The sequence below is a fragment of the Solirubrobacter soli DSM 22325 genome (assembly GCF_000423665.1).
Classification (GTDB): Bacteria; Actinomycetota; Thermoleophilia; order Solirubrobacterales; family Solirubrobacteraceae; genus Solirubrobacter; species Solirubrobacter soli.
The window spans coordinates 170,751-192,370 of the sequence record NZ_AUIK01000020.1 but is presented as its reverse complement, the minus strand read 5'-3'; the positions used below and the strand labels follow the sequence as shown (position 1 = coordinate 192,370).

The window sequence follows — 21,620 nt, the reverse complement described above, 5'->3', positions numbered from 1 at the left end:
TGCGTCCTCGCTTGACAAGCTATGGCGGTGGCGCGGGAACCGAGCACTGAGCCCCACCCGATCGACTACCGGTTCTCGCTCGCCAACGAGCGGACGTTCCTGGCGTGGGTGCGGACGTCGTTGGCGCTGCTCGCGGGCGGCATCGCGGCGGCGAAGGCGATCGACTTCCACCACGAGCTGTGGCGGTGGGTCGTGTCGGCTCCGCCGCTGCTCGCGGGGTGCGTGCTCGCGGCGACCGCGGCGAGGCGGTGGCGCGGCTACGAGGAGGCGATGACCGCGGGGCGGCGGCTGCCCATCGGCCGCGGGTTCACCGCGCTCGGCGTCGGCCTCGCGATCTACGCGTTCGTGGTGCTCGTCGCGATGCTCCTCGACGGCTGAAGCGTCACCCTCGCTCACGCAGCGCGAACGTCGTGCGCAGCACGCGTTCGACGTTGCCGTGCAGCAGCTTGTCGGCGTCCGCGCTCGGATACGCGTTGCGGATCCAGCCCTCGAGCTTCGCGAGGTCCTCGGCGCGCTCCAGCCCGGACAGCGTCGGTTTGATGAAGCCGTCGAGGTCCGTGCCGATCGCCGTGTGGTCGTGGGACCCGACGAGGTCGTGGATGGCGTCGATGTGCCTGCACAGCAGGGCGACGGAGTCCTGCGGGGTCTTGGTCTCGCCGAGGAGGTGCTGGCCGGTGATGAGGCCGATGACGCCGTTCCGGCCGGCGATCGAGCGGATCGTCTCGGGTCCGAGGTTGTAGGTGTGGCCCGCCGGGCCGGCGGACGCGACGCCGACGTGCGAGGCGATCACCGGGATCCGCCGGTCCGGGTCGAGTTCGTCGAGCTGCTTGAGCGCGGCGGCGATGACGTCGGGGCGCATGTGGCTCAGGTCGACCACCACGTGGTGCTCGCACATGGCCTCGATGACCGCCCGCCCGAGCGCCGGCAGGCCGTCCTCGGGCTGCCGGAAGAAGCAGTTGTACTCGTGATCGCTCAGGACCGGGATCGCCGGCGCGTCGGCCGCGACGCCACGGTAGAAGAGGTGCGCGAGGGTGATGTACGCGACGCCGGCGTCGGCGAGCTGCCGGATCTGGTCCTCGACGTCGATGCGGTTGGGGCCGAGGTGAAAGCCCCCCTCGACGCAGTGCACGAAGCGCATCCGCTCCTCGTCGAGATCCTTCGCGCGCTTGACGACGACGATGTCCTCGCCGGCCAGCCGCTCCTCGACGTCGTCGAGCTGGTCCAGCAGCGCGGCGAACGCTCGCGGGTCGGGCGGGGAGCCGTACTCGGCCCCGATCTGGAACTCGTAGAAGGGCCAGTACAGGACCGAGCAGACGATGCCCGCCCCGCCTTCGCGCAGGCCGGCGGACGAGACCCGCCACGGGTCGGTGAACCCGGCGTTGAAGAGCCTTCTCGCGATCGCGAACCCCTCGGCGTCCAGCTCTTGTCGGAGGCGCTCCAACCACCCCGTGACCCGGTGGCGGGGATGCTCCTCGAGTGCTTCCACGAGGTGCATCGGGAAGTGGCAGTGCAGGTCAGCGATCATTCGAACCTCTGTTGTCTGTCAGCCGTCGAGCGCGGCGAGTCCGGTCAAGACGGCATCGGCGATCTGCTCCTGGCCGTCGGCGTTGGGATGGAAAGAACCGCTGAGGACCTTCAACTGCGGGTTGACGCGGTTGAGGAACTGGCGGCCGGAACAGCTGAGCTCACCGCCGGCGAGCGCACGCGAGACGTCGACCGCGCTCACGCCGGCCTGACGGGCGGCGCCGAGGATCGCGACGTCGGCGCGCTCGACCTTCTCGTTGAGGTAGTCGCCCTCCGCGACGGTGATCGTCTTGGCGGCGGCGCAGTTCGGCTTGCCCTCGGGGAAGAGCCGCGGGTAGTCCACGACGACGATCCGTGCGCCGGGCGCGGCGGCCTGGATCGCGCGGTACGCGTCGGGCAGCGCGAGCGCGAGCTGCTCGATCCGGCGGTCCAGCACGTCGCCGGAGGGCTGGGCGTACTTGCGGACGCAGTTGGTCGCGATGCAGGACTTGAGGACTTCGGCGAACCCGAGGTCGTTGCCGCCGATGCTGATCGTGATGATGTCCGGAGCTCCGCCGATGCGGCTGAGCTGGCTCACGCGACGCTCGCTCTGGCCCGACGGCCGCCCGTGGAGGACGTCGCTCAGGCGCGCGCCGCTGCAGGCCAGGGATGGCATCGCGGTGATGTGCCGCTCGCGCGCCACGAGGCGTGGCCAGGCATTGACGGACCGGTGGCAGCTGTTCCCCGACGTGTCGGAGCTGGGTTCGTACTGCCCGGCGCCTTCGCCGGACGAGTACGAGTCGCCGAGGGCGAGCAGCCGGCCGCGGGTCGGTGCCGGCGCGATCAGACATCCTCGATCGGCGGCGACGTACCCGGCGCCGGCGACGTCGTAGGCCTTGCCGGTGCACGACGGCGACTGGTAGCGCGGTTGATTGCCGGGTGACAGCGGCGGTTGCGCGGATGAGCAGAAGACGCCCATCACGCAGTTCGCCGTTCCCCAGTGCCCACGCCAGGCGTTCCAGCTCGCCGGCTCCGCGCCGGCGGTCCGGGTCGGCAAGGCCGCGACGCAGATCGCGGCGCAGCCGTCGTCGGTGTTGCCCGCCCACTGGACCTTTCCGTCGTGCGGGCGATCGGTCAGCGCCGAGGCGTCGCCGACGTTCTTGAGCACGCCGCGCGGGCACGACTGATCGCCACATTGCGACGGATACGAGGCATGTGTCCCGCGGGCGGGATACACGACAGCGCGAACCGGGTCGCTCGGCTTGACACCGGTCTGGGCCCAGAGGCGCTGGAGCGCCGCCCAGCTGTAGCGCACGCTGCCGTCGTGCTCGGCGTAGTTGACCGACACGGGCGCCTCGTCCGGGTGCTGCGCGTCGAGGACCACGGTCACGCCCTCCCAGTCGGACTGGTGGTTGAAGCACGTGACACCGCCGATGCTGAAGCCGGGGCCGCAGAAGGCGCCGCGGCCCGAGTCCGCCGGGTTGTCGGGCAGGTACCACCAGTAGTCGAGGAGGATCAGCCCGTCCGGATACTCGTCGCCGCGCGCGGGCCCGCGGGTCGCGTTGAAGTAGATGCGGGTCGGGATCGTGCGATCCGCGACGACCGCCTTGGTGTCGAACGCGAGGTGGTTGAACCCGGTCCGCAGCTGGTTGCCGCCATCGATTGCGACGCAGCGCGAGCGGACCTTCTGCCCCGCCTCGCACATCGACATGTACCCGCGCTTGAAGAGCTCGTTGACGTCGAGCGGGCGGGCGTCGCGCTCGCCGCTGTCGAAGAGCAGGTAGGGGCGGTGGGCGATCGCGAGCGCGAGATCTGTCGTGGCGCTCTCGGACTGCGTCGCGGCACGGATCCCGAGCTCCGCCGCGGTGGCATCCGGGCCACCGAGCGCGCCGATCGGAAGGGCGTCGCCGACACGGCCGGTCATGCCCGTCAGCGGGCCACGCCAGCGCTTGAGCTGGTCGGGCGTCGCGCCGGTCAGCAGCGCGTAGGTGCTGGTCGTCCGCGGCTCGGCCTGGTCGGCGAGCTTGAGCCAGCGTGCCTGCGCGTCGTTGTCGCCGGCGGGCGGAAGCAGCAGGAGGACGCGATCGGCATCGGCTTGACCGTTGAGCTCAGGGGCCTGACCGCCCGCCCACGTGATCTCGTCGCCGCTGACGCTGCCCGTCCACACCTTGACGCGCCAGTCGCCCTGCGGCGGCGACGTCTCAGGGCCTGACGGCAGCGCGCCGGGCCGCAGCACGATGACGTCGAGCTGCGTGACCATCGGCCGCGCGGCGAGTGTCCCTTCGTCGCCGTTCAGCTGCCCGAGGCCCGCGATCACGATGCCCGGTCCGAACGTCAGCGCCAGCGCGCTCATGGCGGCGAAGAGCCACCGGTGATCGAGCTCGTTGGCCGTCCAGACCGGCTCGAGCACGACACGGCCGGCGCCGAAGATGATCAGTCCGCCGACGACGAGGCCGACGACCGGGTCGACGGGGCCGAAGAACACGGAGAGGAGCGCGTCGACCCCGAGCAGCGCGAAGACCGGAACGACGATCAGGCTGACGAACGCGCCGATGTTCTCGACGGTTCGTAGCGGGCCGGCGTTTCCGTGGCTGAGCGGGATCAGGCGGATCGCGATCACGCCGATCACGACGACGGCCATCACGACGCGCCAGACGGGCGACAGGTCGAGCCAGAGTGCGATGACACCGCCGACGGCCGCGATGAAGACCGCGATGTGCCAGACCGCCCACTTGGGCGAAGGCCACTGGCCGTTGTACGGCTTCAGGCCGGACATGCGGTGATCTGGGGGATCCTCAAGCGAGGTCATGACCACCAACCGGTCGGCCGTGGATGGCGAGTGCGAGCTCCGCGTCGCGACGCAGACGCGCGATGCAGCGCCCGCGGATCGGACCGATGCTGCCGACCGGGATCCCGAGCGTCGCGCTGATCTCGGCGTAGCTGAGCGAGGGTTCGGACACCAGCAGGTCCATCACCCGGCGTTCATGCTCCGGCGCGCGGGCGATGGCGCTGCGCAGTGCGTGACGGAGCTCCTCGCGCTCGACGTGCTCGTGTGCCGTGTCGGGCACGGACGGCTCGGGCAGGTCCGCGACCAAGGGCTCGCGCCGAGCGGCGGCGAGCACCCGCAGGCTCTCGCGGCGTGCCGTCAGGGCGAGCCAGCCACCGAGCGCCGGGTGGGTCTCGAGCTGGCCGACGTGGCGGGAGAAGGCGACCCACGTCCGCTGCGCGACCTCGTCACGGTCGGCTTCGCAGAGACCGTGGCGGCGCGCGATCATGCGGATCGAGCCGTCGAAGCGCTTCACGATCGCTTTCCAGGCGCCGGCGTCGCCGTCCGCCGCGCGCTGCACGGTCATCGCGAGGTCCTCGTCGCGGCGCGCGTCCCGGCGTGCGCGAAAGCGGACGGTGGGGACGCTCCGCGGCGGCTGCGTACGCTTGTGACGGCGGTCGGCGGCCTGCGCTTCGGTGTACTCCACGATGTGGACTGACAGGTGCATTCGAGACTCCCCGCAAGACGTGGGCGTTTGTCTTGGGATGCAGGCTCCCTGAGGCGGTCCGCGCTCGCATCGTGGAGCCTCCACGATCTTTTCCCGGACCTCCCCCGGCGGGACCACGATTTCCGTGCGGGCAACATGCCGCGCAGGTATGGTTGACCGATGGCGCCCGGCTCGTTGTTGGAGCGCGATCGCGAGCAATCAGTACTCGCGCAAGCGATCTGCGCCGCGGCCGATGGCACTGGCCAGATCGTGTCGATCGTCGGCAAGGCCGGCCTGGGCAAGACGAGCCTGCTCGGCGTCGCGGCGGAACAGGCCGCGACCGCGGGGTTCTGGCTCGTGCGGGCGCTCGGCTCAGAGCTCGAGCGCGACCTCGGGTGGGGCGTCGCCGCCGAGCTGCTGGAACAACTGCTCGAGCATGCCGACGACCAGCAGCGCGCGAGCGCGCTCGCGGGCCGCGCGGCGCCGTGCGAACTCGTGCTGTCGGGCACCGCCGAGCACGATCGGGCCTCGCTCACGTCCGGCACCGTGGCGTCGATCACGGCGGCGCTGACGATCGCGGTCCGCCGGCTCGCGACGCAGCGGCCGATCGCCGTGTTCGTCGACGACGTGCATTGGGCGGACGTCCCGTCGCTGCGCTGGCTGTGTCAACTCGCCACGCGAGCCGCCGAAGACCGCCTGCTGATCGTCGCCGGATTCCGCCCCGACGAGCCCGACGCACCTCGGCTGCTGCTGACCCAGTTCGCGGCATCCGGGGCGAGCCTGCATCTCAAACCGCTCTCGAGCGCCGGGACCGCGGCGTTGCTGGACGGGGATCCCGCCGCGTCGCAAGCCGCGTTCGAGGCCACTGACGGCAACCCATTCCTGCTCGACCAGCTCGTGCGCCACCTCGGCCGCGCGCCCCGTTCCGCCAAGGAGGTCGACGAGGCACGCCCCGAGAGCCTCGCGCGCGTCACCGAGCTGCGGCTGGCCCGCCTCGGGGACGATGCGGTCGCGCTCGCGCGAGCGGTGGCCGTCCTCGGCGTCGCGACCTCGCTCCGGCGCGCCGCGAGCGTCGCCGAGCTCAGCATCGAGGCCGCCGCGCTGGCCGCCGAGCGCCTCACGGCGGCGGGAATCTTCGCCGATCGGATCCCGCTCGCCTTTCAGCATCCGTGGCTGCTGAAGATCGTGCGCGACGGCGTCCACGCCGCGCGGATGGAGACGCTCCGCAGGTGCGCCGCGCGGGTGCTCGCCGAGGACGGGGCCGATGTCATCCAGGCCGCCCTGCATCTCCTCCCCGCCGAGCCGGTCGGCGAGCCGTGGGCCGCCGACCTGCTCGTTCGCGCCGGGCGCCGCGCCTTCGACCGCGCGGCGCACGCCTCGGCGGCGGCCTTCCTCAAGCGCAGTCTCGCCGAGCCGATCCCCGACGCCGATCGCTGCGATGTGATGCTCGACCTCGGCCGCGCGCAACTGATGTCCGGCGACGACGCCGGGCTGCGGGTCCTGCGCGTGGCGGTCGCGGACATCGCCGACCGGGGCCGTCAGGCGAGCGTCAGGCTGGAGGTGGGTGACGCCTTCGTCACCGTCGACCGGCTCACCGAAGGCATCTCGTACTACGACGAGGTGCTGGCCGAGTCGCGCGGCGGCGACGCGTTCCACACCCCGGCGCTCGCGCGGCGGGCCCTGGCCTATCTCGGCAGCCGATTCGAGCCCGACGAGGTGCTGGCCGCCGTCGGTGACGCGGTCGTGGCCATCGGCAACGCGCCCGGCGAGGACCGCGCGGCCCTGAGCCTGGTGTCGATCGTCTCGCTCTGGGTCGGCGCCCCGGCGCAGACGTGTGCGACGCAACTGGAGGCGGCGCTGAAGGCGCCTCCGTTCGGCAATCGTTCGGCGCTGGAGTGGAGCCTCGACTGCGCGTGGCTGGCCGCCGGCCTCGCCTGGTGCGACCGCTACGAGGAGCGCGACGCGTTCCTGGACGCCTTGATCGAGCGTGCGCGGGTCCGGGGCGCGTCGATCGACTTCGCCCTCGGCGCCGCGTGGCGGTCGTACGGGAGGACGCGCCAAGGGCAGATCAATGCCGCGTGGCACGACATCCAGCTCGCGCGTGCCGTGCTCGAAGATCTCGACGATCACACCCACATGTCGGTGAAGGCGTTCGCGCTCGATCCGCTCGTGGAGCTCGGCCGGCTCGAAGAGGCCGAGCAGTTCGTGAACTCACTGCCGCCACCGCACGGCGACGACGACATCACCTATTTCGGCCTGATCGACGCTCGCGGCCGTCTGCACGTCGCCCAGCACCGGCTCCGCGAGGCGCGGCGTGACTTCGAGCTCCTGCGCGATGAGTCCAAGAACCGCGACTTCGCCTGCCCCGGGGCGCTGAGCTGGCGCCCTCGGCTCGTGACCCTGCTGCAGCTCATGGACGAGGACGAGCAGGCACGGACGCTCTCCGAGGAGGATCTCGAGATCACCCGCAAGTTCGGCGCGCCACGCCCCCTCGGGCAGGCGCTCGTCGCGGCCGCGGGCACCGTCGAGCCGGACGCCGCGGCGGAGCTGCTCGAGGAGGCGGTCGCCGTGCTCGACACCCCGATGACGAGGCTCGATCTCGCGCGCGCCGAGGTGGCGCGCGGCCAGCACAGCCGCCGTTGCAACCGGCGTCACGACGCGCAGGAGCAGCTGCGACGCGGCTGGGAGCTCGCGCAGGCCTGCGGCGCGGTGGCGCTGGCCGATCGGGCCAGAGCGGAGCTGCGGGTCGCTGGCGGGCGCCCGAAACGTGCGCACGTGCTCGACGGCCCCGAATCCCTGACCCGCGCCGAGTGTCAGATCGCGTGTCTCGTGCTCCAGGGTCTCGGCAACCGCGAGGTCGCCGAGTCGCTGTTCGTGACGCGGCGCACCGTGGAGACCCACCTGACGAGCATCTACCGCAAGCTCGACATCAAGCGGCGGGACGACCTGCGCGAAGGGCTCAAGGGCTTCGACCCATGCCATGCCGACTCCGACGACATCGAGGAGCCATGAAGCTCTGGCTCCAACGCCGCCACCGGTCGTACGGGACGCTCGAGCATCCGGCGAGCGAGGGCGCGCTCGTCGGCCTCGTCGGGAGCGCCCTGCGGAGGAAGGTCAAGCTCCGCGTCCGGGGCGCCGCGCATTCGGGCTCGCGCGCGATCTACGCGAACCACTCGGAAGATCATCCCAACCGGATCCTGGAGCAGCTGCCGCCGCCCGGCGAGGACATCAGCGTCCAGCTCGACGGCTACCGGGGGCTCCGGCTGGACCCGGCGCGCGATCACGTCGTCATCGCCGACGCCGGCATCCACCTCGGAGAGGACCCGAGCGAGGGCGGTGCCACCCTCGAGCGGAGCCTGCTCCACAGGCTCTACCAGGAGCACCATTGGACCTTGGCCGACGTCGGCGGCATCACCCACCAGACGGTCAGCGGATTCATGGCCACGGCGTCCGCCGGCGGGTCGATCAAGCACTCGTTCGAGGACACCCTGGCCGGCGTCCGGATCATCGACGGGGGCGGACGCATCCTGGACATCAAGAAGGGGGACCCGCACTTCGGGGCCATGTTCGGCAACCTCGGGCTCCTCGGTGTCGTCTCTCAGGTCACCTTCAACTGCATACCGACGTTCGACATCAGCGGGACGGAGGTGGTCACGACCATCGAGAACTGCGAGATCGATCTCTTCGGGGAGCGCGGCGGCCTCTCGCTGGAGGAGTTCCTGAAGCGGACCGACTTCGCGCGGATCGAATGGTGGCCCCAGCGCAAGGCGGAACGGGTCGTCGTGTGGCAGGCACGAATGCTCGACACGCCGCTCGCGGACTCGGAGATCAACCCCTACCGGCGCTTCGGCCGCAAACCGATGCTCCAGCAGCTGGCGCTGTGCTTCGTGCTGACGCTGCTCGGCAACACGACCAACCTCCGCAAGGCGAGATGGAAGCTGAAGGCCGTCTACGCCGAGCTGCGTGAGATGGACATCGTGATCGGGATCCTGTTCGCGGCGGTCGCGAAGCTGTCGCTGGCCGTCTTCCGGCTCATCGAGCGCTGGACGAAGGCGCCCTTGCCGCGCCTGATCCCCTACGTCTTCCCGGGGCTGCTGAACAAGTTCTGCCCCCTGGACAAGCCCCGGCGGGGGAGGGGTGCGGCGCGCCCCTTCACCGATCGCGCCTGGCATGGGTTGCCGATGGACAACGAGCTCAGCGACGTCTTCATCCCGACCGCGTTCACCGAGCTCTTCGTGCCGCTCTCAGAAGCCACGAAGCTGATGCGGGAGCTGCGCACGTACTTCAGCGGCGACGACGACAAGCACGTGGCCTACCGTCGAACCGGGCTGTTCGCGTTCGAGGCGTACGCCGCCAAGGCGAGCGACTCGTGGCTCAGCCCCGCCTACACGACGCGGGCGGACGATTGCCCATGGCGCGACGGCGCGTTCCGGTTCAACGCCTACTGGTTCGCGCTCAACGACGGCGCCCCCGAGCGCGGGATCTTCAAAGAGCTCTGGGAGCACCTCCGCGACAAGACCGACATCAAGTTCCGGCTGCACTGGGGCAAGTTCCAGCCCATCTACGCGGGCGCGGACGGGGAGAAGTGGCGGGAGTTCTTCAAGGACCAGTACCCGCGCTGGGATGACTTCCTCGCCCTACGTGAGCAACTTGATCCGCACGACACGTTCCTCACGAGTTACTGGGAAGACCGCATGGGTGTTCACAGTAAAAGTGGTCATACCAGTGATGGGTGAAGTCACGGTGATCGCGCACCGCCACCGGCTTCACACAGCGCGAGTCGTGACGGGAGACCTCGAGCGTCCAGCGCAGCACGTGCGTGTGGCATCCACGCACCCACACGAGGACCTCGCGTCGGCTTCCCGGTCGCGCGCTCAAGGGGAGCGCGACCGTGATCGTGACGGTCGCGCGCTCATACGGCTCGATCGGGACCGACGCCGATGACACTGTCGTGTCGCTGTCGTCGCCGCTGGTCTCGATCGTGAACGTGCGCGCCGCGACGTCGGCGTTCTCGATGCGGAGCGAGATCGTGGCCTTGTGGCCGGCGCGGGCGCAGGTCCGCAGCGGTCCGAGCTCTCGCGGCAGCCAGCACGGCGGCGGGATCTCGTCGTGACGTGTGAACCGTCTGATCAGGTGCGCGATCACTTGGCCGCCTCCTCGGTGTCGATCTCGATCCGGCTGCTCGCGTTCGCCAGCTGCCACATGCCGTAGTACTGCCGTCCCGGCTTGAGCTCCGTGGGGAGCCTGAACTTCGCCGTCAGGTCGCGCGCGTCGCCGGGCTCGAGCGCGCCCCGGCCCTCGCCATAGCTGACGATGACGAGCCCGCCGTGCCGGTCCGCGAGCTCGTCGGCCAGTCGGCCGAGCCGCGCTTCGCCCTCGACGTCCGAGCGCATCGCCATGCCGATCGCGGTGTCGAGGCTGTCCTGCTCGGCGAGGCCGAACGCGCCCGTGCGGGGCACGTCGAACCGGACGTTCCCGGTGTTGGCGATCGTGAAGGTCTCAGTCAGCGTCGCGCCCGGCGCGGCGCGCGCCTGGATGAAGGGCGGCGACACGAGGACGTTGAGCTCGGCGGCGATCGAGACGGTCATCTCGAGCTCGGTGCCGTCGACGAGGACGGTGCCCCGATAGAGCCCGGGCGCGAGGTCCTCGGGCAGCGAGAGCGAGAGCCACTGCGCGCCGCGTCCGGCCGGCGCGTGGTGCACGTCCAGGTCCTCCAAGGCGGTCGCGCCGCGCTCGTCGCCGGGTGGCGCGAGCCGGGCGGCCAGTGGCGCCTCGGGCGCGCCGAGCACCGCGTCCGGGACCAATGCCGAGAGGGCCGACGGCGGCCCGTGGAAGCGAACGACCATCAGTTCTCACCCGCACCGCTCGCAGGGTCCGGGCCGGTACGGCTCGGTGATCACCTGGGCTTCGCCGCCGAGTGAGATCGAGAGCAGCGGGACGCCGAGCACGCGCAGGCAGAGCGAGAAGTGGGCCGGCAGGTGGGCGCGGATGTCCGGGATCTTGTCCAGCGACAGCCCGATGTCGAGCGGCTCGACGCGCACGCTGGAGTTCGTCGTGAGCGGGTCGATGCGAACCGTCGAGTCCGTCGTGAGCGGGTCGATGCGAACCTTGGAGTCCGTCGTCAACGCGTCAAGCGCGGCGGTGACCTTGGGGATCGGGTCCAGGATCTTCAATGAGAAGCTGTTGGGAATCCCGCTGAAGCTCACGGGACCGATCGGTCCTTCGACCCGCGCACGGAACGGCTGCGGGATGCTGACGCTCAAGGTTGACCTCCAAAGCGCGAGGGTCGGTGACTCACTGTTTTTCGGTGTCGCATGATGTTAATGACACTGTCAGAGAGCGCCTGTGGCAGGTGAGAAATACACGACACAACGGCTTGACCGGACCGACGAGCAACTGGTAGAGATGTCCTGTGGCGAACGACCAGCTGCGGCCGCGCAGCGGCATGTCATTCGCGGAATGGGCGGAGCTGGGCTGCCGTCTGGCACGCATCTCGGACGGCTCCGCGTGGGCGTTGGGAGACTGGATCGTGTTCGGCCAGGACACCTACGGCGACCGGTACAGGAAGGCGCTCGAAGCGACCAACGTCGAGTACAAGACACTGCGCAACTACGCGTGGGTCGCTCGGCGCTTCCCGAGCTCGCGACGGCGCCGCGCGCTCAGCCTTCAGCATCACGCGCAGGTCGCGGCGCTCCACGAAGCCGAGCAGGACCTGTGGCTGGCCCGTAGCGAGACGCTCGGGTGGTCGCGTGCCGAGCTGCGCCGGCAGATGGCGGCCGCGCGGCGCGAAGCGCATGGTCTCGAGGCCGACGTCACCGTGAGCGTGCGCATCACCCCTGAGCGCGAGCGTCGCTGGCGTGAAGCGGCCGCGGTCGCGCACTGCGATCTGTCCGAGCTGCTCATGCGGGCCGTGGACGACGCCGTGGACACGCTGTTGTGCGATCTCCCGGCGGCGGCTTGACCGTGTCCCGCCGGCGGGACATTCCGAAGTGAGAGGAACCGCTGATGACGCCCGCCAATCCGGAGATCGCGCTGGTCCTCGCCGGTGGCGGCGCCCGCGGCGCCTACGAGGTCGGCGTCCTGCGCGAGCTGCTGCCGTTCCTCGATGCCCGCGGGGAGCGGCCCGGGATCATCGTGGGAACGAGCATCGGCGCGCTCAACGGCACCTTCATCGCGTCGACCATGCATGAGCCCGCGGATGAGGCCATGGAGCGTGGCATCGAGCTCTGGCGCGGGGTCCGCTACTCGGACATCTGCGGTCCGCTGGTATCGGTCGATCAAGTCGCGCGCCTGGTGACCTACATCAGCGAGGTGGCGAGGATCCCGTGCGGGACGGTGCGGAGCCTGCTCGGCAACGCGCCGATGAAGGCGACGATCGGCGAGAAGATCGACTTCGATCAGCTCCAGCGCAACGTCGAGGCGAACCAGCTGTCGAGCATCGCGGTCGTGGCGACCTCGTACGCGACCGGTGAGAGCGTCGCGTTCCATCAGAGCCACGACACGAGCCTGCGCGTCGAGCGCGACGACAAGCGCGCGATCCGGTACGAGGCCACGCCGCTGGACGCCGTCCACGTGCGCGCGTCGGCCGCGATCCCGGTCTTCTTCCCGGCGGTCGATGTCGACGGCCCAGGGTACGGCTGGTACGGGGACGGCGGCACGCGCTTGAACACGCCGATCAAGCCGGCGCTCAAGCTCGGGGCGCGGCGCGTCGTGGTGGCGGCGCTGAACTCGAGCGTCGATCCGGACGCGGACCCCAGGCGCGAGCCGGACGTGTTCGACGGCGTCGCCCAGTTCATGCAGCCGCTGCTCACCGACCAGCTCCTCCAGGACGTCGCGACGCTCGCCGCCCGCAACCAGACGGCGGGTCAGGACGTGATCCCGTACATCCTCGTCGCCCCGAAGGGTCGGCTGGCGATCGGTGAGATCGCGCAGAAGGTCTACGAGGAGTGCTTCTCGGGCGTCGGGTCCGTGATGGATCCCGAGTCCCGCGACCTCGCGTCACTCGGCCGCCTCGTCTCGGCCGGACGCAACGCGACGCGCGGCGACCTGCTGAGCTTCCTGTTCTTCGAGCGCGTGTTCGCCGACCGCCTGATCGAACTCGGTCGCGAGGACGCGCGCCGGTTCATCGCCGGTGTCGAGGACGGCGATCCGTGGAGCGTCGCAGCGTGAAATAGCCCACGGTGAGGTTGCCCGCGAGCGGCAGCGGGAGCAGCATGCGTCCCAGCATCGTGCCGGGCACCAACTCGGCCAGCTCCTCCTTCAAGCGCCCGGCGACGAGCGCCCGCGCGGGGCCGGACGGAACCCGTGACAGCCAGCCCACCGGGGTGTCGACGAGCGGGCCCACGACCGTGGTCACGAACCTCCGCTCGCCCGCGGTGTCACTCGGCGCCGCGCCCAGCGCGAACAGCTCGGCCAGCGCATCCGCGTCGTGGCCCGCGCCGAGCTCGCCGATCCATGCCAGCGTCTGGTCCTGGGCGGCGGCCCCGTCGTCGGCGGCGAGCACCCGCAGCCTCGCGAGGTGGCGCGCGGCGGCGTGGTCGCGCCGCGGCAGCGTGACGGGCCGCGGCGCCGGTGGGCTCGGCGAGCGGGTGACCGCGCCCCCCGGCAGCCGGTCGTCGCCCTCGAGCGCGACGTCATACGCCGGCAGCTCCAGCTCGCGCCGGAGGTGCTCGGCCGCGCGCTCCGCGAACATCGAGATCGTCAGGAACGGATTGACACCGAGCGCCCGAGGGATGACCGCCCCGTCGATCACGTACAGCCCGGGGTGCACCGCGCCCTGGCCGTCGAAGACGCGCCCGGCGTCGTCCACGACGCCTGTGCCGGCGTCGTCGGCCGTCGCGCAGCCGCCGAGCGGATGCGCCGTGATCAGGTTGTTCCCCAGCCAGCGGCTGCTCCACACCGGGTTGCGCAGGTAGGAGCCGCCGAGCGCCTCGACCGCGGGCTCCAGCAGGTCGTCCATCTCGGTGTAGATGCGGTCGTCCGGGGCGGTCGGCCAGTCGATCCGCACCTCGCCGTCGTCGCCGAGCACGATCCGCCCGTCGGACCGGTCATGGCCCATGAGCAGGAAGCCCAGCGAATGGTTCATGGCACCGCCGGTGTTGAACCGCAAGTCACGCGCCCGCCGTCCGAGCGCGTCGGGAGCGAGCCCGTCGCGCTCGAGCAGGTCGAGGCCGATGAACCCGAGCCGGAAGACGTCCACGAGCGACCGCGGCGCCGTCAGATCCTGCACCGCGAACCGGCTGCGCAGCTCCTCGCCTCCGAAGCGCATCATCGACGTGATGCTCGGGCCGGCGACCACCGCGCTCCGCGCGCCGGTCTCGCGCCCGAACCCCTGGGCGTCCGTCCGTTCGTCGGTGTTGTACGCGAAGCTGAAGTTGTCGCCGTTCCCGCTGAACTGGTGCCCGAGCCGTTCGGAGAGCGACAAGCCCGCGGACCGTGACCGCAGCAGGATGCCGGTGCTCCCCAGAGACCCGGCCGAGAGGACCACGCGGCGCGCGGTGATCGTGCGGCGGCGCTCGCTCGTCCCGGTCGCCCCGCTGCGGACGCGGCAGACGAGGCGGTAGCCCTCCTCGGCGTCCGCCTCGACGCGATCGACCTCGACGCCCGTGAACAGCTCGACGCCGAAATGGCGCGCCATCGGGAGGTAGTTGGTGGGCAGCGAGTTCTTGGCGCCGTAGCTGCAGCCCATGCAGCAGTCGCCGCAGTTCACGCAGGCGTGGCGCTCGACGCCGTAGCGGGTGACGCGGTCCTCCGCGCTGACCGCGATCTCCAGCGTCTCCCCGGCGGTTCCGGCGCGGTCGGCGATCGCGTCGAACACCGCGGTCTTGCGCAGCGCCCGTCCGTCCCGCCACGGCACCGGGTCGAGCATCCGCCGGGCCCGCGCGTAGTACTCGTCCAGGGCCTCGTCGTCGCGGATCGCGGCCGGCCAGGACTCCTGGAACACCTCTCGATCGGGCACGATCGCCACGTTCATGTTGTTCAGCGAGGTACCGCCGAGCGCGCAGCCCTGGATCACGTCGACGGTGTCGAACCGCCGGATGTCGTAGAAGCCGAGTGGGTTCTCGTCGGTGCGCAGCTGCTCGAGCAACGCGGCCTGGTTCTCCGGGGCCTGCACGGGACGGCGCTCCGCGCCGCGTTCGAGGACCGCGATCCTCAGGCCTCGGCCGTCGCGCTGGTTCGCGCAGCCGAGCCTGGCCGCGGTCACCGCCCCGCCGTAGCCGGAGCCGACGATGACGATGTCATAGGCGCTGCCCAGTGTTGACCGGGCGGCGGCAAGCCGCTTGTGTGCCATCGCGGCGATGCTCCCACACGCCCGGCTCGCCATGGAAGCGACCTGCGGCTAGATTCGCCTCAGGAGGCTGACCCCGTGCCCAAAGCGACGACACTCGAACCACCGGCGCGCACGACCCGCGCCGCCAGGCGAACCGCCGAGACGAAGACCGAGAACCAGCCCGTGACGCGCGAGCAACCGACGCGCCAGGTGGCCGTCACCGTCGTCGCCGACGTCGACGCGTCCGCTCTGGACCGCCTGCGCGAGCTGCTGCGATCGATGGCCGGCGATCCCGCGGGCAACGAGGTCGTGCCACTCGGCCGCCTGCCCGGCACCCACTTCGCCCGCTTCGTGCTGCTGGAGGCGACGACGGACCTGGACGGCGGGGCGATCGAGCCCCACCTCGTCTACATGGCCGACATCGACGCGCCGCTGGACGAGGACGCGCCGGATGAGCGCCACCTGCGCGAGCTCGTGGAGAGCGCTCCTGGACTGGACCGGATCCTCGGCGCGTGCGCCGGCTATCCGCGCCGGCGCCGGTCACGTGAGGCGCGCCTGGAGTTCCTGCTCGCCCACCGGGTGACGCCGGCCGCCGCCTACGTCAACACGGTCGGCCGCTCGGTGTGGCAGATCCTCGCCGAGGAGTCCCTGCACCGCGCGCTGGAGACGTTCCTGGACGAGCACGGCGACTGGCGCCACAGGGTTCCGGAGGACGTTCGCGCGGCGATCCAGGACTACGTCGCGATCACGCCCGAGCTGGCGTGGGCGCGCCGGCGGCGGCCGTCTCCCGGGTTCACCCAGCGCGCGTTGCACTACGCCGGCCTGGCGAAGCTGCCGCTGACCGCCGCCGCGCTCTCGCCCGTGCTGGTGCCGGCGGTGCCGGTCTTCGCGCTGCTCCTGCGTCTGCAGGAGCTCGGCGACAAGGCGCCGCACATCCGGCCGACGGCAGCGCACGTGCGCGAGCTCGCCAAGGCCGAGGACCGGACCGCGGTCAACCAGTTCAGCGCGATCGGCGCGGTCAAGACCGGGCTGGTGCGGCGGGCGACGATCGGCGTCGTCACCCGCGGCTTGGACTTCGGCGCCAAGACGATCTTCGACCACGCCAACCTGGCCGGGGTCAAGACCATCCACTTCGCGCGCTGGGTGACCCTCGACGAGGGCCGGCGGATGATCTTCACGAGCAACTACGACGGCAGCGTCGAGAGCTACAACGACGACTTCATCGACAAGGTCTGGTGGGGCCTGAACGCGGTCTTCAGCAACGGGTACGGATGGCCGAAGACCAGCTGGCTCTTCTTCGGCGGCGCGAAGCGCGAGCAGGAGTTCAAGGACTACCTGCGCTGCCACCAGATCCCGACGCAGGTCTGGTTCGCCGCCTACCCCGACCTGACCGCGCTGAACATCGAGACCAACGCGGAGATCCGGGCGGGCCTCTACGGCGAGATGACAAGGGAGCAGGCGCGCGAATGGCTGCTGCGGATCTGAACCGCGACGACATGCAGGGGCTGCTGGCCAGCGGCTACGGACACCTTCCGGCCGCGCGGTTCGTCCTGCTCTCGGTCACCGACGCCGGTGCGGCCGGGCCCTGGCTCGAACGTCTGGCGGGCGAGCTGACGACCGCCCGCGGGCGCACGGCCGGACCCACGGTCAACGTCGCGCTCACCGCGCCGGGGCTCCTGGCGCTCGGCCTCCCGAGGGAGGCGCTCGACGGCTTCTCCGCGCAGTTCCGCGAAGGGATCGTCAGCGAGCACCGCAGCCGCGCGCTGGGTGACATCGGGGACGGAGCGCCGGAGTACTGGGCGTGGGGCGGGCCGAACGGACCCGCCGTGCACCTGGCGCTGCTGCTCTACGCCGGCGACGGGACCGAGCTCGACGCGATCCAGCGGGACCTGGTCGGCGACGCCTCGTCCGGCGTGTCGGTCACGGCGGAGCTCGACACCACGCCCGGGGACCGCGACCACTTCGGGTTCGCCGACGGGATCTCGCAGCCCGTGATCGAGGGCATGCGTGACGGGCGCCCGGACGACGTCGTCAAGGCGGGCGAGTTCGTGCTCGGCTATCCGAACCAGTACGGGCAGCTGACCGGCCGTCCGCTGCTGCCCGCGCGCGACGATCGCGACCGCATCCTCCCGCCCGACCCCGAAGGCTCGGGTGGGGCGGACCTGGGAGCCAACGGCAGCTATCTCGTCTTCCGCCAGCTCGAGCAGGACGTGCCCGCGTTCTGGTCCTTCGTCGAAGGCGCCGCCGACGGGGACGCGATCGAGCTCGCTTCCCGGATGGTCGGCCGCTGGCCCGACGGCGCGCCGCTGGTGCTCGCGCCGGACCATCCGCCGCCCGAGCTCGGCGATCTCAATGCCTTCCGCTATCACCGGCTGGACCCGGACGGCCTGCGCTGCCCACTCGGCGCCCACGTCCGCCGCGCCCACCCGCGCGACATGCTGGACCCGCACCCGGGGACCGAACACTCGATCGGCATCGACAAGCACCACCGGCTGCTGCGCCGCGGACGGCGGTACGGCACCGAGATGTCACGCGACGCCGCGATCAACGGCGGAGCGGAGGGCTCGCGCGGGCTGCACTTCCTCTGCCTGTGCGGCAACATCCAACGACAGTTCGAGTTCATCCAGCACACGTGGGTGAACAGCCCGAAGTTCGCCGGCCTGCGCGACGACGCCGACCCGCTGCTCGGGCCGCCCGGGCGCACGATGACGATCCAGGCTGAGCCGGTGCGCAAGCGGGTGATGGACCTCCCGTCGTTCGTCAAGACCGTCGGCGGCGGCTACTTCTTCCTGCCCGGGGTCCGCGCGACGCGGTATCTCGGGCGTCTGAGCGAACGGAGCGCGTCATGACGACGGCGACAGCGGTCACGGTGGCCGAGATGGTGCGGATGTCACAGCCCGAGCTCGACGACGTGTTCCGCGCCGCGGTCGCCGGAGACATCCCGAAGGGCGTGACGCACGGCACGGCGATCGCGCTGCCGGGCACGCCGATCGCACCTCCGCTCGTGGCGGTGGCGCGGTTGGGCTGGATCGGCAAGACCTTCGCGCCCGACGGGGGGTCGCTGCGCAACCGGATCGGCCCGCTCGGCGTGCCGCTGATCCCCGCGAAGGTCTATCGCCAGGACAGCTGGCTCGACCAGCGCGAGGCGATCATCCTCGACTACTCGCGCAGCACGCCCGGGTTCCGACCGATCCGGGACGAGATCCGCGAGGTCGCGCCCGGGGTCTGGCTGGGGATCGTCTACTGGGACGGCATGAAGACGGTCAACTTCGCGCTGGAGCAACGCTCGTGAGCGCGCTCGCGCGCGCCACCTCGAGCGCGCTGCGCCCGCTCGAGTGGGGCTTCGGCCACGTCAACTCCACCGTCTTCCGGCAGGTCAACCGCGTCGTCCCCTGGTATCAGCTCCCCCTGCCGGCGGCGCTCCTGAACCTGCGGGCGCTGCGCGACGACCTGCGCGAGTTCAACCTCTATGACACGGGCGATCCCGACGCCGATCTCCCGGTCGATCCTTCGCTGCTGCCGAAGTACCGCACCTACGACGGCTCGCTGCAGGACGCGAAGGACCCCGACATGGGCATGGTCGGGACCCGCTTCGGCCGCAACGCGCCGCTCGACGCGACCGCTCCGGAGAAGCCGCCGCGGCTGATGGCACCGAGCCCGCGCGAGGTCAGCCTGCAGCTCTTCACGCGCGACACGTTCATCCCGGCGACGACGCTCAACGTGCTCGCCGCGTGCTGGATCCAGTTCCAGACCCACGACTGGTTCGGGCACGGCGACAACTCCGCGACCGAGTACCTCGACGTCCCGCTCGCGCGCGGCGACACGTGGCCCGACAAGCGGATGCGGGTCCCGCGGACCAGCCCGGACCGGACCCACGCGCCCGGCGACACCGAGCCGCCGACGTACATCAACACCGTCACGCACTGGTGGGACGGGTCACAGATCTACGGGTCGTCCGAGGAGCGCTGTCGCTCGCTGCGCACCGGCGAGGACGGCAAGCTGCTTCTGGACGGGGACAAGCTCCCCGAGGACGCCGCGCTGACCGGGGTGGACCTGACCGGCTTCAACCGCAACTACTGGCTCGGGCTCTCGCTTCTGCACACGCTCTTCGTGCGCGAGCACAACGCGATCTGCGACCACCTCAAGGGCTCGTACCCGCGGTGGGACGACGAGCGCCTGTTCCTCACCGCGCGGCTGGTCAACGCCGCGCTGATGGCCAAGATCCACACGATCGAGTGGACGCCCGGCATCCTCAACACCCCTGCGCTGGCGCGGGCGATGCACGCCAACTGGTACGGGATCCTGCCCAAGTGGGTGTCGGAGACGTTCGGTCACGTCGGCACCGAGATGATCAGTGGCATCGTGGGCTCCGAGCAGTCCCAGGGGCACGCGCCGTACGCGATCACCGAGGAGTTCGTCTCGGTCTACCGCCTGCATCCCCTGGTCCCGGACGACTACGAGATCCGCGACCATCGCAGCGACGCGCTGATCGAGCGGGCCGAGTTCACGGAGATCCACGGCCATCAGACGCGCGCGGCGGTCGACCGCTGGGGCTGGGACGACCTTCTGTACTCGTTCGGTGTCGCCAACCCCGGGGCGATCACGCTGCACAACCATCCGCGGGCGCTGCAGGACCTCACGCTGGTCAGCGGCGAGCGGGTGGACCTCGCCACCCGCGACGTCCTGCGCGACCGCGAGCGCGGCGTCCGCCGCTACAACGACTTCCGCGAGCGGCTGCGCAAGCCGCGCCTGACACGGTTCTCGCAGCTCACCGCCAACCCGTTGTGGGCGAAACAGATCGAGGAGCTCTACGAAGGTGACATCGACGCGGTCGACCTCCAGGTCGGCCTGCTCGGCGAGCCCGTGCCGCCGGGCTTCGGCTTCAGCGACACCGCGTTCCGGATCTTCATCCTGATGGCCTCGCGGCGCCTGCGCAGCGACCGCTTCTTCACCGACGACTACACGCCGGACGTCTACACCCCCGAGGGTCTCCAATGGATCGATCGCAGCACGATGGTGGACGTACTGCTGCGCCATCACCCGGCGCTGGCGCCGGCGCTGGAGGGCGTGCAGAACGCGTTCGCGCCGTGGACGAGGCGCTGACCGAGGCGTCGCTCGCCGAGCAGCTGGCGTTCAACGCGGTCGTCCTGGTTCCCAACGCGCTCCAGGGGCTGTTCACGCCACGCCGGACGGTGACCGCGGTCGCCAAGCGGGCGGACGTCAACCGGCTCGCGATCGGGCTGATCGGCCGCCTGCGCGACGCTGCCGCCGCGCGGCCCGTCCGACTGCGAGCGCTGCGCGATCCGGCCGTGCTCGTGTTCGCCGCGGATGACGTGCGAACGGTGCTCGAAGGCTCCCCCGAGCCCTTCGCCCCCGACCCGCCGGCCAAGCGCCGCGGGATGGAGCATTTCCAACCCGACGCGCTGACGATCTCGCGCGGGGAGGCGTGGGCGGACCGCCGGCGGTTCACCGAGACGGTCCTCGGGGCGGGCTCGGCGGAGCGATTCGCGGCGGTCGCCGACGAGGAGGTGCGGGCGCTTCTCGACGCGTCCGGGGGTGAGTTGGGGTGGGACGAGTGGCACGCGGGCCACCGGCGTGTCGCGCGCAGGGTCATCCTCGGCGACGCCGCGCGACACGACGACTATGTGTCGCAGCTGCTGGCACGGCTGATGGGTGAGGCGAACGGCCTGCCCGCTTCGGCGCCGCCGAGCGAGCCGCTGCTGGAGCTGATGGCGCGGTTGCGGACGTATGCCGAGGCGGCCGAGCCGGGCAGCCTGGTGTCCTTCTTCGCGCAGGCCCCGTCGGGTGCCGGCACCGACACGGTCGGACAGCTCCCACATTGGCTGTTCGCGATGAGCGACACGCTCGCGATGAACTCGCTGCGGGCGCTGGCGCTGCTGGCGAGCCACACCCGCATCGCCGCGAAGGCGCGGCGCGAGGTCGCGCGGGGCGGCGAGCTGCGCTTCGTCGAGGCGTGCCTGGACGACACGATGCGGCTCTGGCCGACGACCCCGATCCTCGGGCGGGTGACGCTGACCGACGTCGACCTCGGCGGCGGCCGCGTGCCGGCCGGCACGCAGGTGCTGATCTCCAACACCTTCAACCACCGCGATCCGGAGCGGGCGATGGCGGATCGCTTCTCGCCCGAGGCGTGGACCGACGGTGACGCCAGAGAGGACTGGATGTTCAACCACTTCAGCCATGGGCGCCAAGGCTGCCCCGGCGCCGGGCTGGCGCGGCTGCTGGGCGGCCGGATGCTCGCCGGAGCCCTCGGGCGGCCGGACCTGCGCCTGCTGGCGCCGCGCCTGGTCGCGTCGCGGCCGCTGCCGGTGACGTTCGACGTCTTCGACGTGCGCGTGGGAGTCGGGTAGCGT

The 21,620-nt window shown here is 71.1% G+C and carries 17 protein-coding genes; 11 read left to right on the top strand and 6 right to left on the bottom strand.

All coding sequences use genetic code 11. The features are described 5' to 3' along the window. Positions 1-21: 21 nt before the first annotated feature. On the top strand, positions 22-378 hold the full coding sequence (locus G569_RS48510) for a YidH family protein (RefSeq protein WP_037496631.1): 357 nt from the start codon (positions 22-24) through the stop codon (positions 376-378). A 4-nt stretch (positions 379-382) separates the two neighbouring features. On the opposite strand, the gene G569_RS0114735 is transcribed toward G569_RS48510, so the two are convergent. From G569_RS0114735 to G569_RS48505, 3 genes are read right to left on the bottom strand one after another with little or no spacing between them, the layout of a single operon-like run. Continuing rightward, the gene (locus tag G569_RS0114735; RefSeq protein ID WP_028063968.1) at positions 383-1,525 is read right to left on the bottom strand and encodes a dipeptidase; all 1,143 of its coding nucleotides are present in this window, start codon (positions 1,523-1,525) and stop codon (positions 383-385) included. An 18-nt stretch (positions 1,526-1,543) separates the two neighbouring features. Then, entirely contained in the window at positions 1,544-4,279 is a 2,736-nt protein-coding gene (locus tag G569_RS0114730; protein ID WP_028063967.1) for an SGNH/GDSL hydrolase family protein, read from the bottom strand. A gap of 19 nt (positions 4,280-4,298) precedes the next feature. Further along, the gene (locus G569_RS48505; protein ID WP_053226379.1) at positions 4,299-4,997 is read right to left on the bottom strand and encodes an RNA polymerase sigma factor; all 699 of its coding nucleotides are present in this window, start codon (positions 4,995-4,997) and stop codon (positions 4,299-4,301) included. Between the two features lie 159 nt (positions 4,998-5,156). Here G569_RS48505 and G569_RS0114720 point away from each other — a divergent pair, with 159 nt between their 5' ends. From G569_RS0114720 to G569_RS0114710, 3 genes are all read left to right on the top strand, one after another. Continuing rightward, positions 5,157-7,988, top strand: coding sequence for a helix-turn-helix transcriptional regulator (locus G569_RS0114720; RefSeq protein ID WP_028063966.1), 2,832 nt, complete (start codon positions 5,157-5,159; stop codon positions 7,986-7,988). Further along, positions 7,985-9,712 carry a D-arabinono-1,4-lactone oxidase gene (locus G569_RS0114715; RefSeq protein ID WP_028063965.1) on the top strand — a complete coding sequence of 576 codons (1,728 nt, stop codon included), beginning with the start codon at positions 7,985-7,987 and terminating at the stop codon, positions 9,710-9,712. Before G569_RS0114720 ends, G569_RS0114715 begins: the two co-directional genes overlap by 4 nt. A gap of 155 nt (positions 9,713-9,867) precedes the next feature. After that, positions 9,868-10,089: a hypothetical protein gene (locus tag G569_RS0114710; RefSeq protein ID WP_028063964.1), complete on the top strand. Its 222-nt coding sequence runs from the start codon at positions 9,868-9,870 to the stop codon at positions 10,087-10,089. A 28-nt stretch (positions 10,090-10,117) separates the two neighbouring features. Here the strand turns inward: G569_RS0114710 and G569_RS0114705 are convergent, their stop codons facing one another. Beyond that, entirely contained in the window at positions 10,118-10,822 is a 705-nt protein-coding gene (locus G569_RS0114705) for a hypothetical protein (RefSeq protein WP_157592045.1), read from the bottom strand. A 6-nt stretch (positions 10,823-10,828) separates the two neighbouring features. Continuing rightward, positions 10,829-11,239: a hypothetical protein gene (locus tag G569_RS0114700; protein WP_028063962.1), complete on the bottom strand. Its 411-nt coding sequence runs from the start codon at positions 11,237-11,239 to the stop codon at positions 10,829-10,831. 149 nt (positions 11,240-11,388) lie between these two features. Between G569_RS0114700 and G569_RS48500 the strand changes: the two genes are divergently transcribed. Both G569_RS48500 and G569_RS0114690 read left to right on the top strand, forming a co-directional pair. Then, a complete protein-coding gene (locus G569_RS48500) occupies positions 11,389-11,937 on the top strand; it encodes an LmbU family transcriptional regulator (RefSeq protein WP_053226378.1) in 549 nt (182 codons plus the stop codon). A gap of 44 nt (positions 11,938-11,981) precedes the next feature. Next, entirely contained in the window at positions 11,982-13,145 is a 1,164-nt protein-coding gene (locus G569_RS0114690; protein WP_028063961.1) for a patatin-like phospholipase family protein, read from the top strand. Here G569_RS0114690 and G569_RS48495 read toward each other — a convergent pair. After that, complete coding sequence (locus tag G569_RS48495; RefSeq protein ID WP_064750359.1) at positions 13,099-15,267, bottom strand: GMC family oxidoreductase N-terminal domain-containing protein; 2,169 nt, start codon at positions 15,265-15,267, stop codon at positions 13,099-13,101. The genes G569_RS0114690 and G569_RS48495 overlap by 47 nt on opposite strands. A 75-nt stretch (positions 15,268-15,342) precedes the next feature. On the opposite strand from G569_RS48495, the gene G569_RS48490 reads away from it, so the two are divergent. Genes G569_RS48490 through G569_RS62610 form a run of 5 tightly spaced genes read left to right on the top strand, consistent with a single transcriptional unit; the run spans position 15,343 to position 21,617 of the window. Beyond that, complete coding sequence (locus G569_RS48490; protein WP_053226377.1) at positions 15,343-16,731, top strand: hypothetical protein; 1,389 nt, start codon at positions 15,343-15,345, stop codon at positions 16,729-16,731. Beyond that, the gene (locus G569_RS0114675; RefSeq protein ID WP_028063960.1) at positions 16,713-18,095 is read left to right on the top strand and encodes a Dyp-type peroxidase; all 1,383 of its coding nucleotides are present in this window, start codon (positions 16,713-16,715) and stop codon (positions 18,093-18,095) included. The genes G569_RS48490 and G569_RS0114675 overlap by 19 nt, the downstream gene beginning before the upstream one ends. Beyond that, entirely contained in the window at positions 18,092-18,538 is a 447-nt protein-coding gene (locus G569_RS0114670; protein ID WP_028063959.1) for a hypothetical protein, read from the top strand. Before G569_RS0114675 ends, G569_RS0114670 begins: the two co-directional genes overlap by 4 nt. Continuing rightward, entirely contained in the window at positions 18,535-20,349 is a 1,815-nt protein-coding gene (locus G569_RS0114665; RefSeq protein WP_211232993.1) for a peroxidase family protein, read from the top strand. Before G569_RS0114670 ends, G569_RS0114665 begins: the two co-directional genes overlap by 4 nt. Then, a complete protein-coding gene (locus G569_RS62610; RefSeq protein ID WP_053226376.1) occupies positions 20,334-21,617 on the top strand; it encodes a cytochrome P450 in 1,284 nt (427 codons plus the stop codon). The genes G569_RS0114665 and G569_RS62610 overlap by 16 nt, the downstream gene beginning before the upstream one ends. The last annotated feature ends 3 nt before the right edge of the window (positions 21,618-21,620 follow it).

What these genes read in the sequence shown, in the direction of transcription:
- G569_RS48510 (WP_037496631.1), top strand. Translation starts at nt 22, where the DNA reads ATGGCGGTGGCGCGGGAACCGAGCACTGAGCCCCACCCGATCGACTAC.
- G569_RS0114735 (WP_028063968.1), bottom strand. Translation starts at nt 1,525, where the DNA reads ATGATCGCTGACCTGCACTGCCACTTCCCGATGCACCTCGTGGAAGCA.
- G569_RS0114730 (WP_028063967.1), bottom strand. Translation starts at nt 4,279, where the DNA reads ATGTCCGGCCTGAAGCCGTACAACGGCCAGTGGCCTTCGCCCAAGTGG.
- G569_RS48505 (WP_053226379.1), bottom strand. Translation starts at nt 4,997, where the DNA reads ATGCACCTGTCAGTCCACATCGTGGAGTACACCGAAGCGCAGGCCGCC.
- G569_RS0114720 (WP_028063966.1), top strand. Translation starts at nt 5,157, where the DNA reads ATGGCGCCCGGCTCGTTGTTGGAGCGCGATCGCGAGCAATCAGTACTC.
- G569_RS0114715 (WP_028063965.1), top strand. Translation starts at nt 7,985, where the DNA reads ATGAAGCTCTGGCTCCAACGCCGCCACCGGTCGTACGGGACGCTCGAG.
- G569_RS0114705 (WP_157592045.1), bottom strand. Translation starts at nt 10,822, where the DNA reads ATGGTCGTTCGCTTCCACGGGCCGCCGTCGGCCCTCTCGGCATTGGTC.
- G569_RS0114690 (WP_028063961.1), top strand. Translation starts at nt 11,982, where the DNA reads ATGACGCCCGCCAATCCGGAGATCGCGCTGGTCCTCGCCGGTGGCGGC.
- G569_RS48495 (WP_064750359.1), bottom strand. Translation starts at nt 15,267, where the DNA reads ATGGCACACAAGCGGCTTGCCGCCGCCCGGTCAACACTGGGCAGCGCC.
- G569_RS0114675 (WP_028063960.1), top strand. Translation starts at nt 16,713, where the DNA reads ATGGCTGCTGCGGATCTGAACCGCGACGACATGCAGGGGCTGCTGGCC.
- G569_RS0114670 (WP_028063959.1), top strand. Translation starts at nt 18,092, where the DNA reads ATGACGACGGCGACAGCGGTCACGGTGGCCGAGATGGTGCGGATGTCA.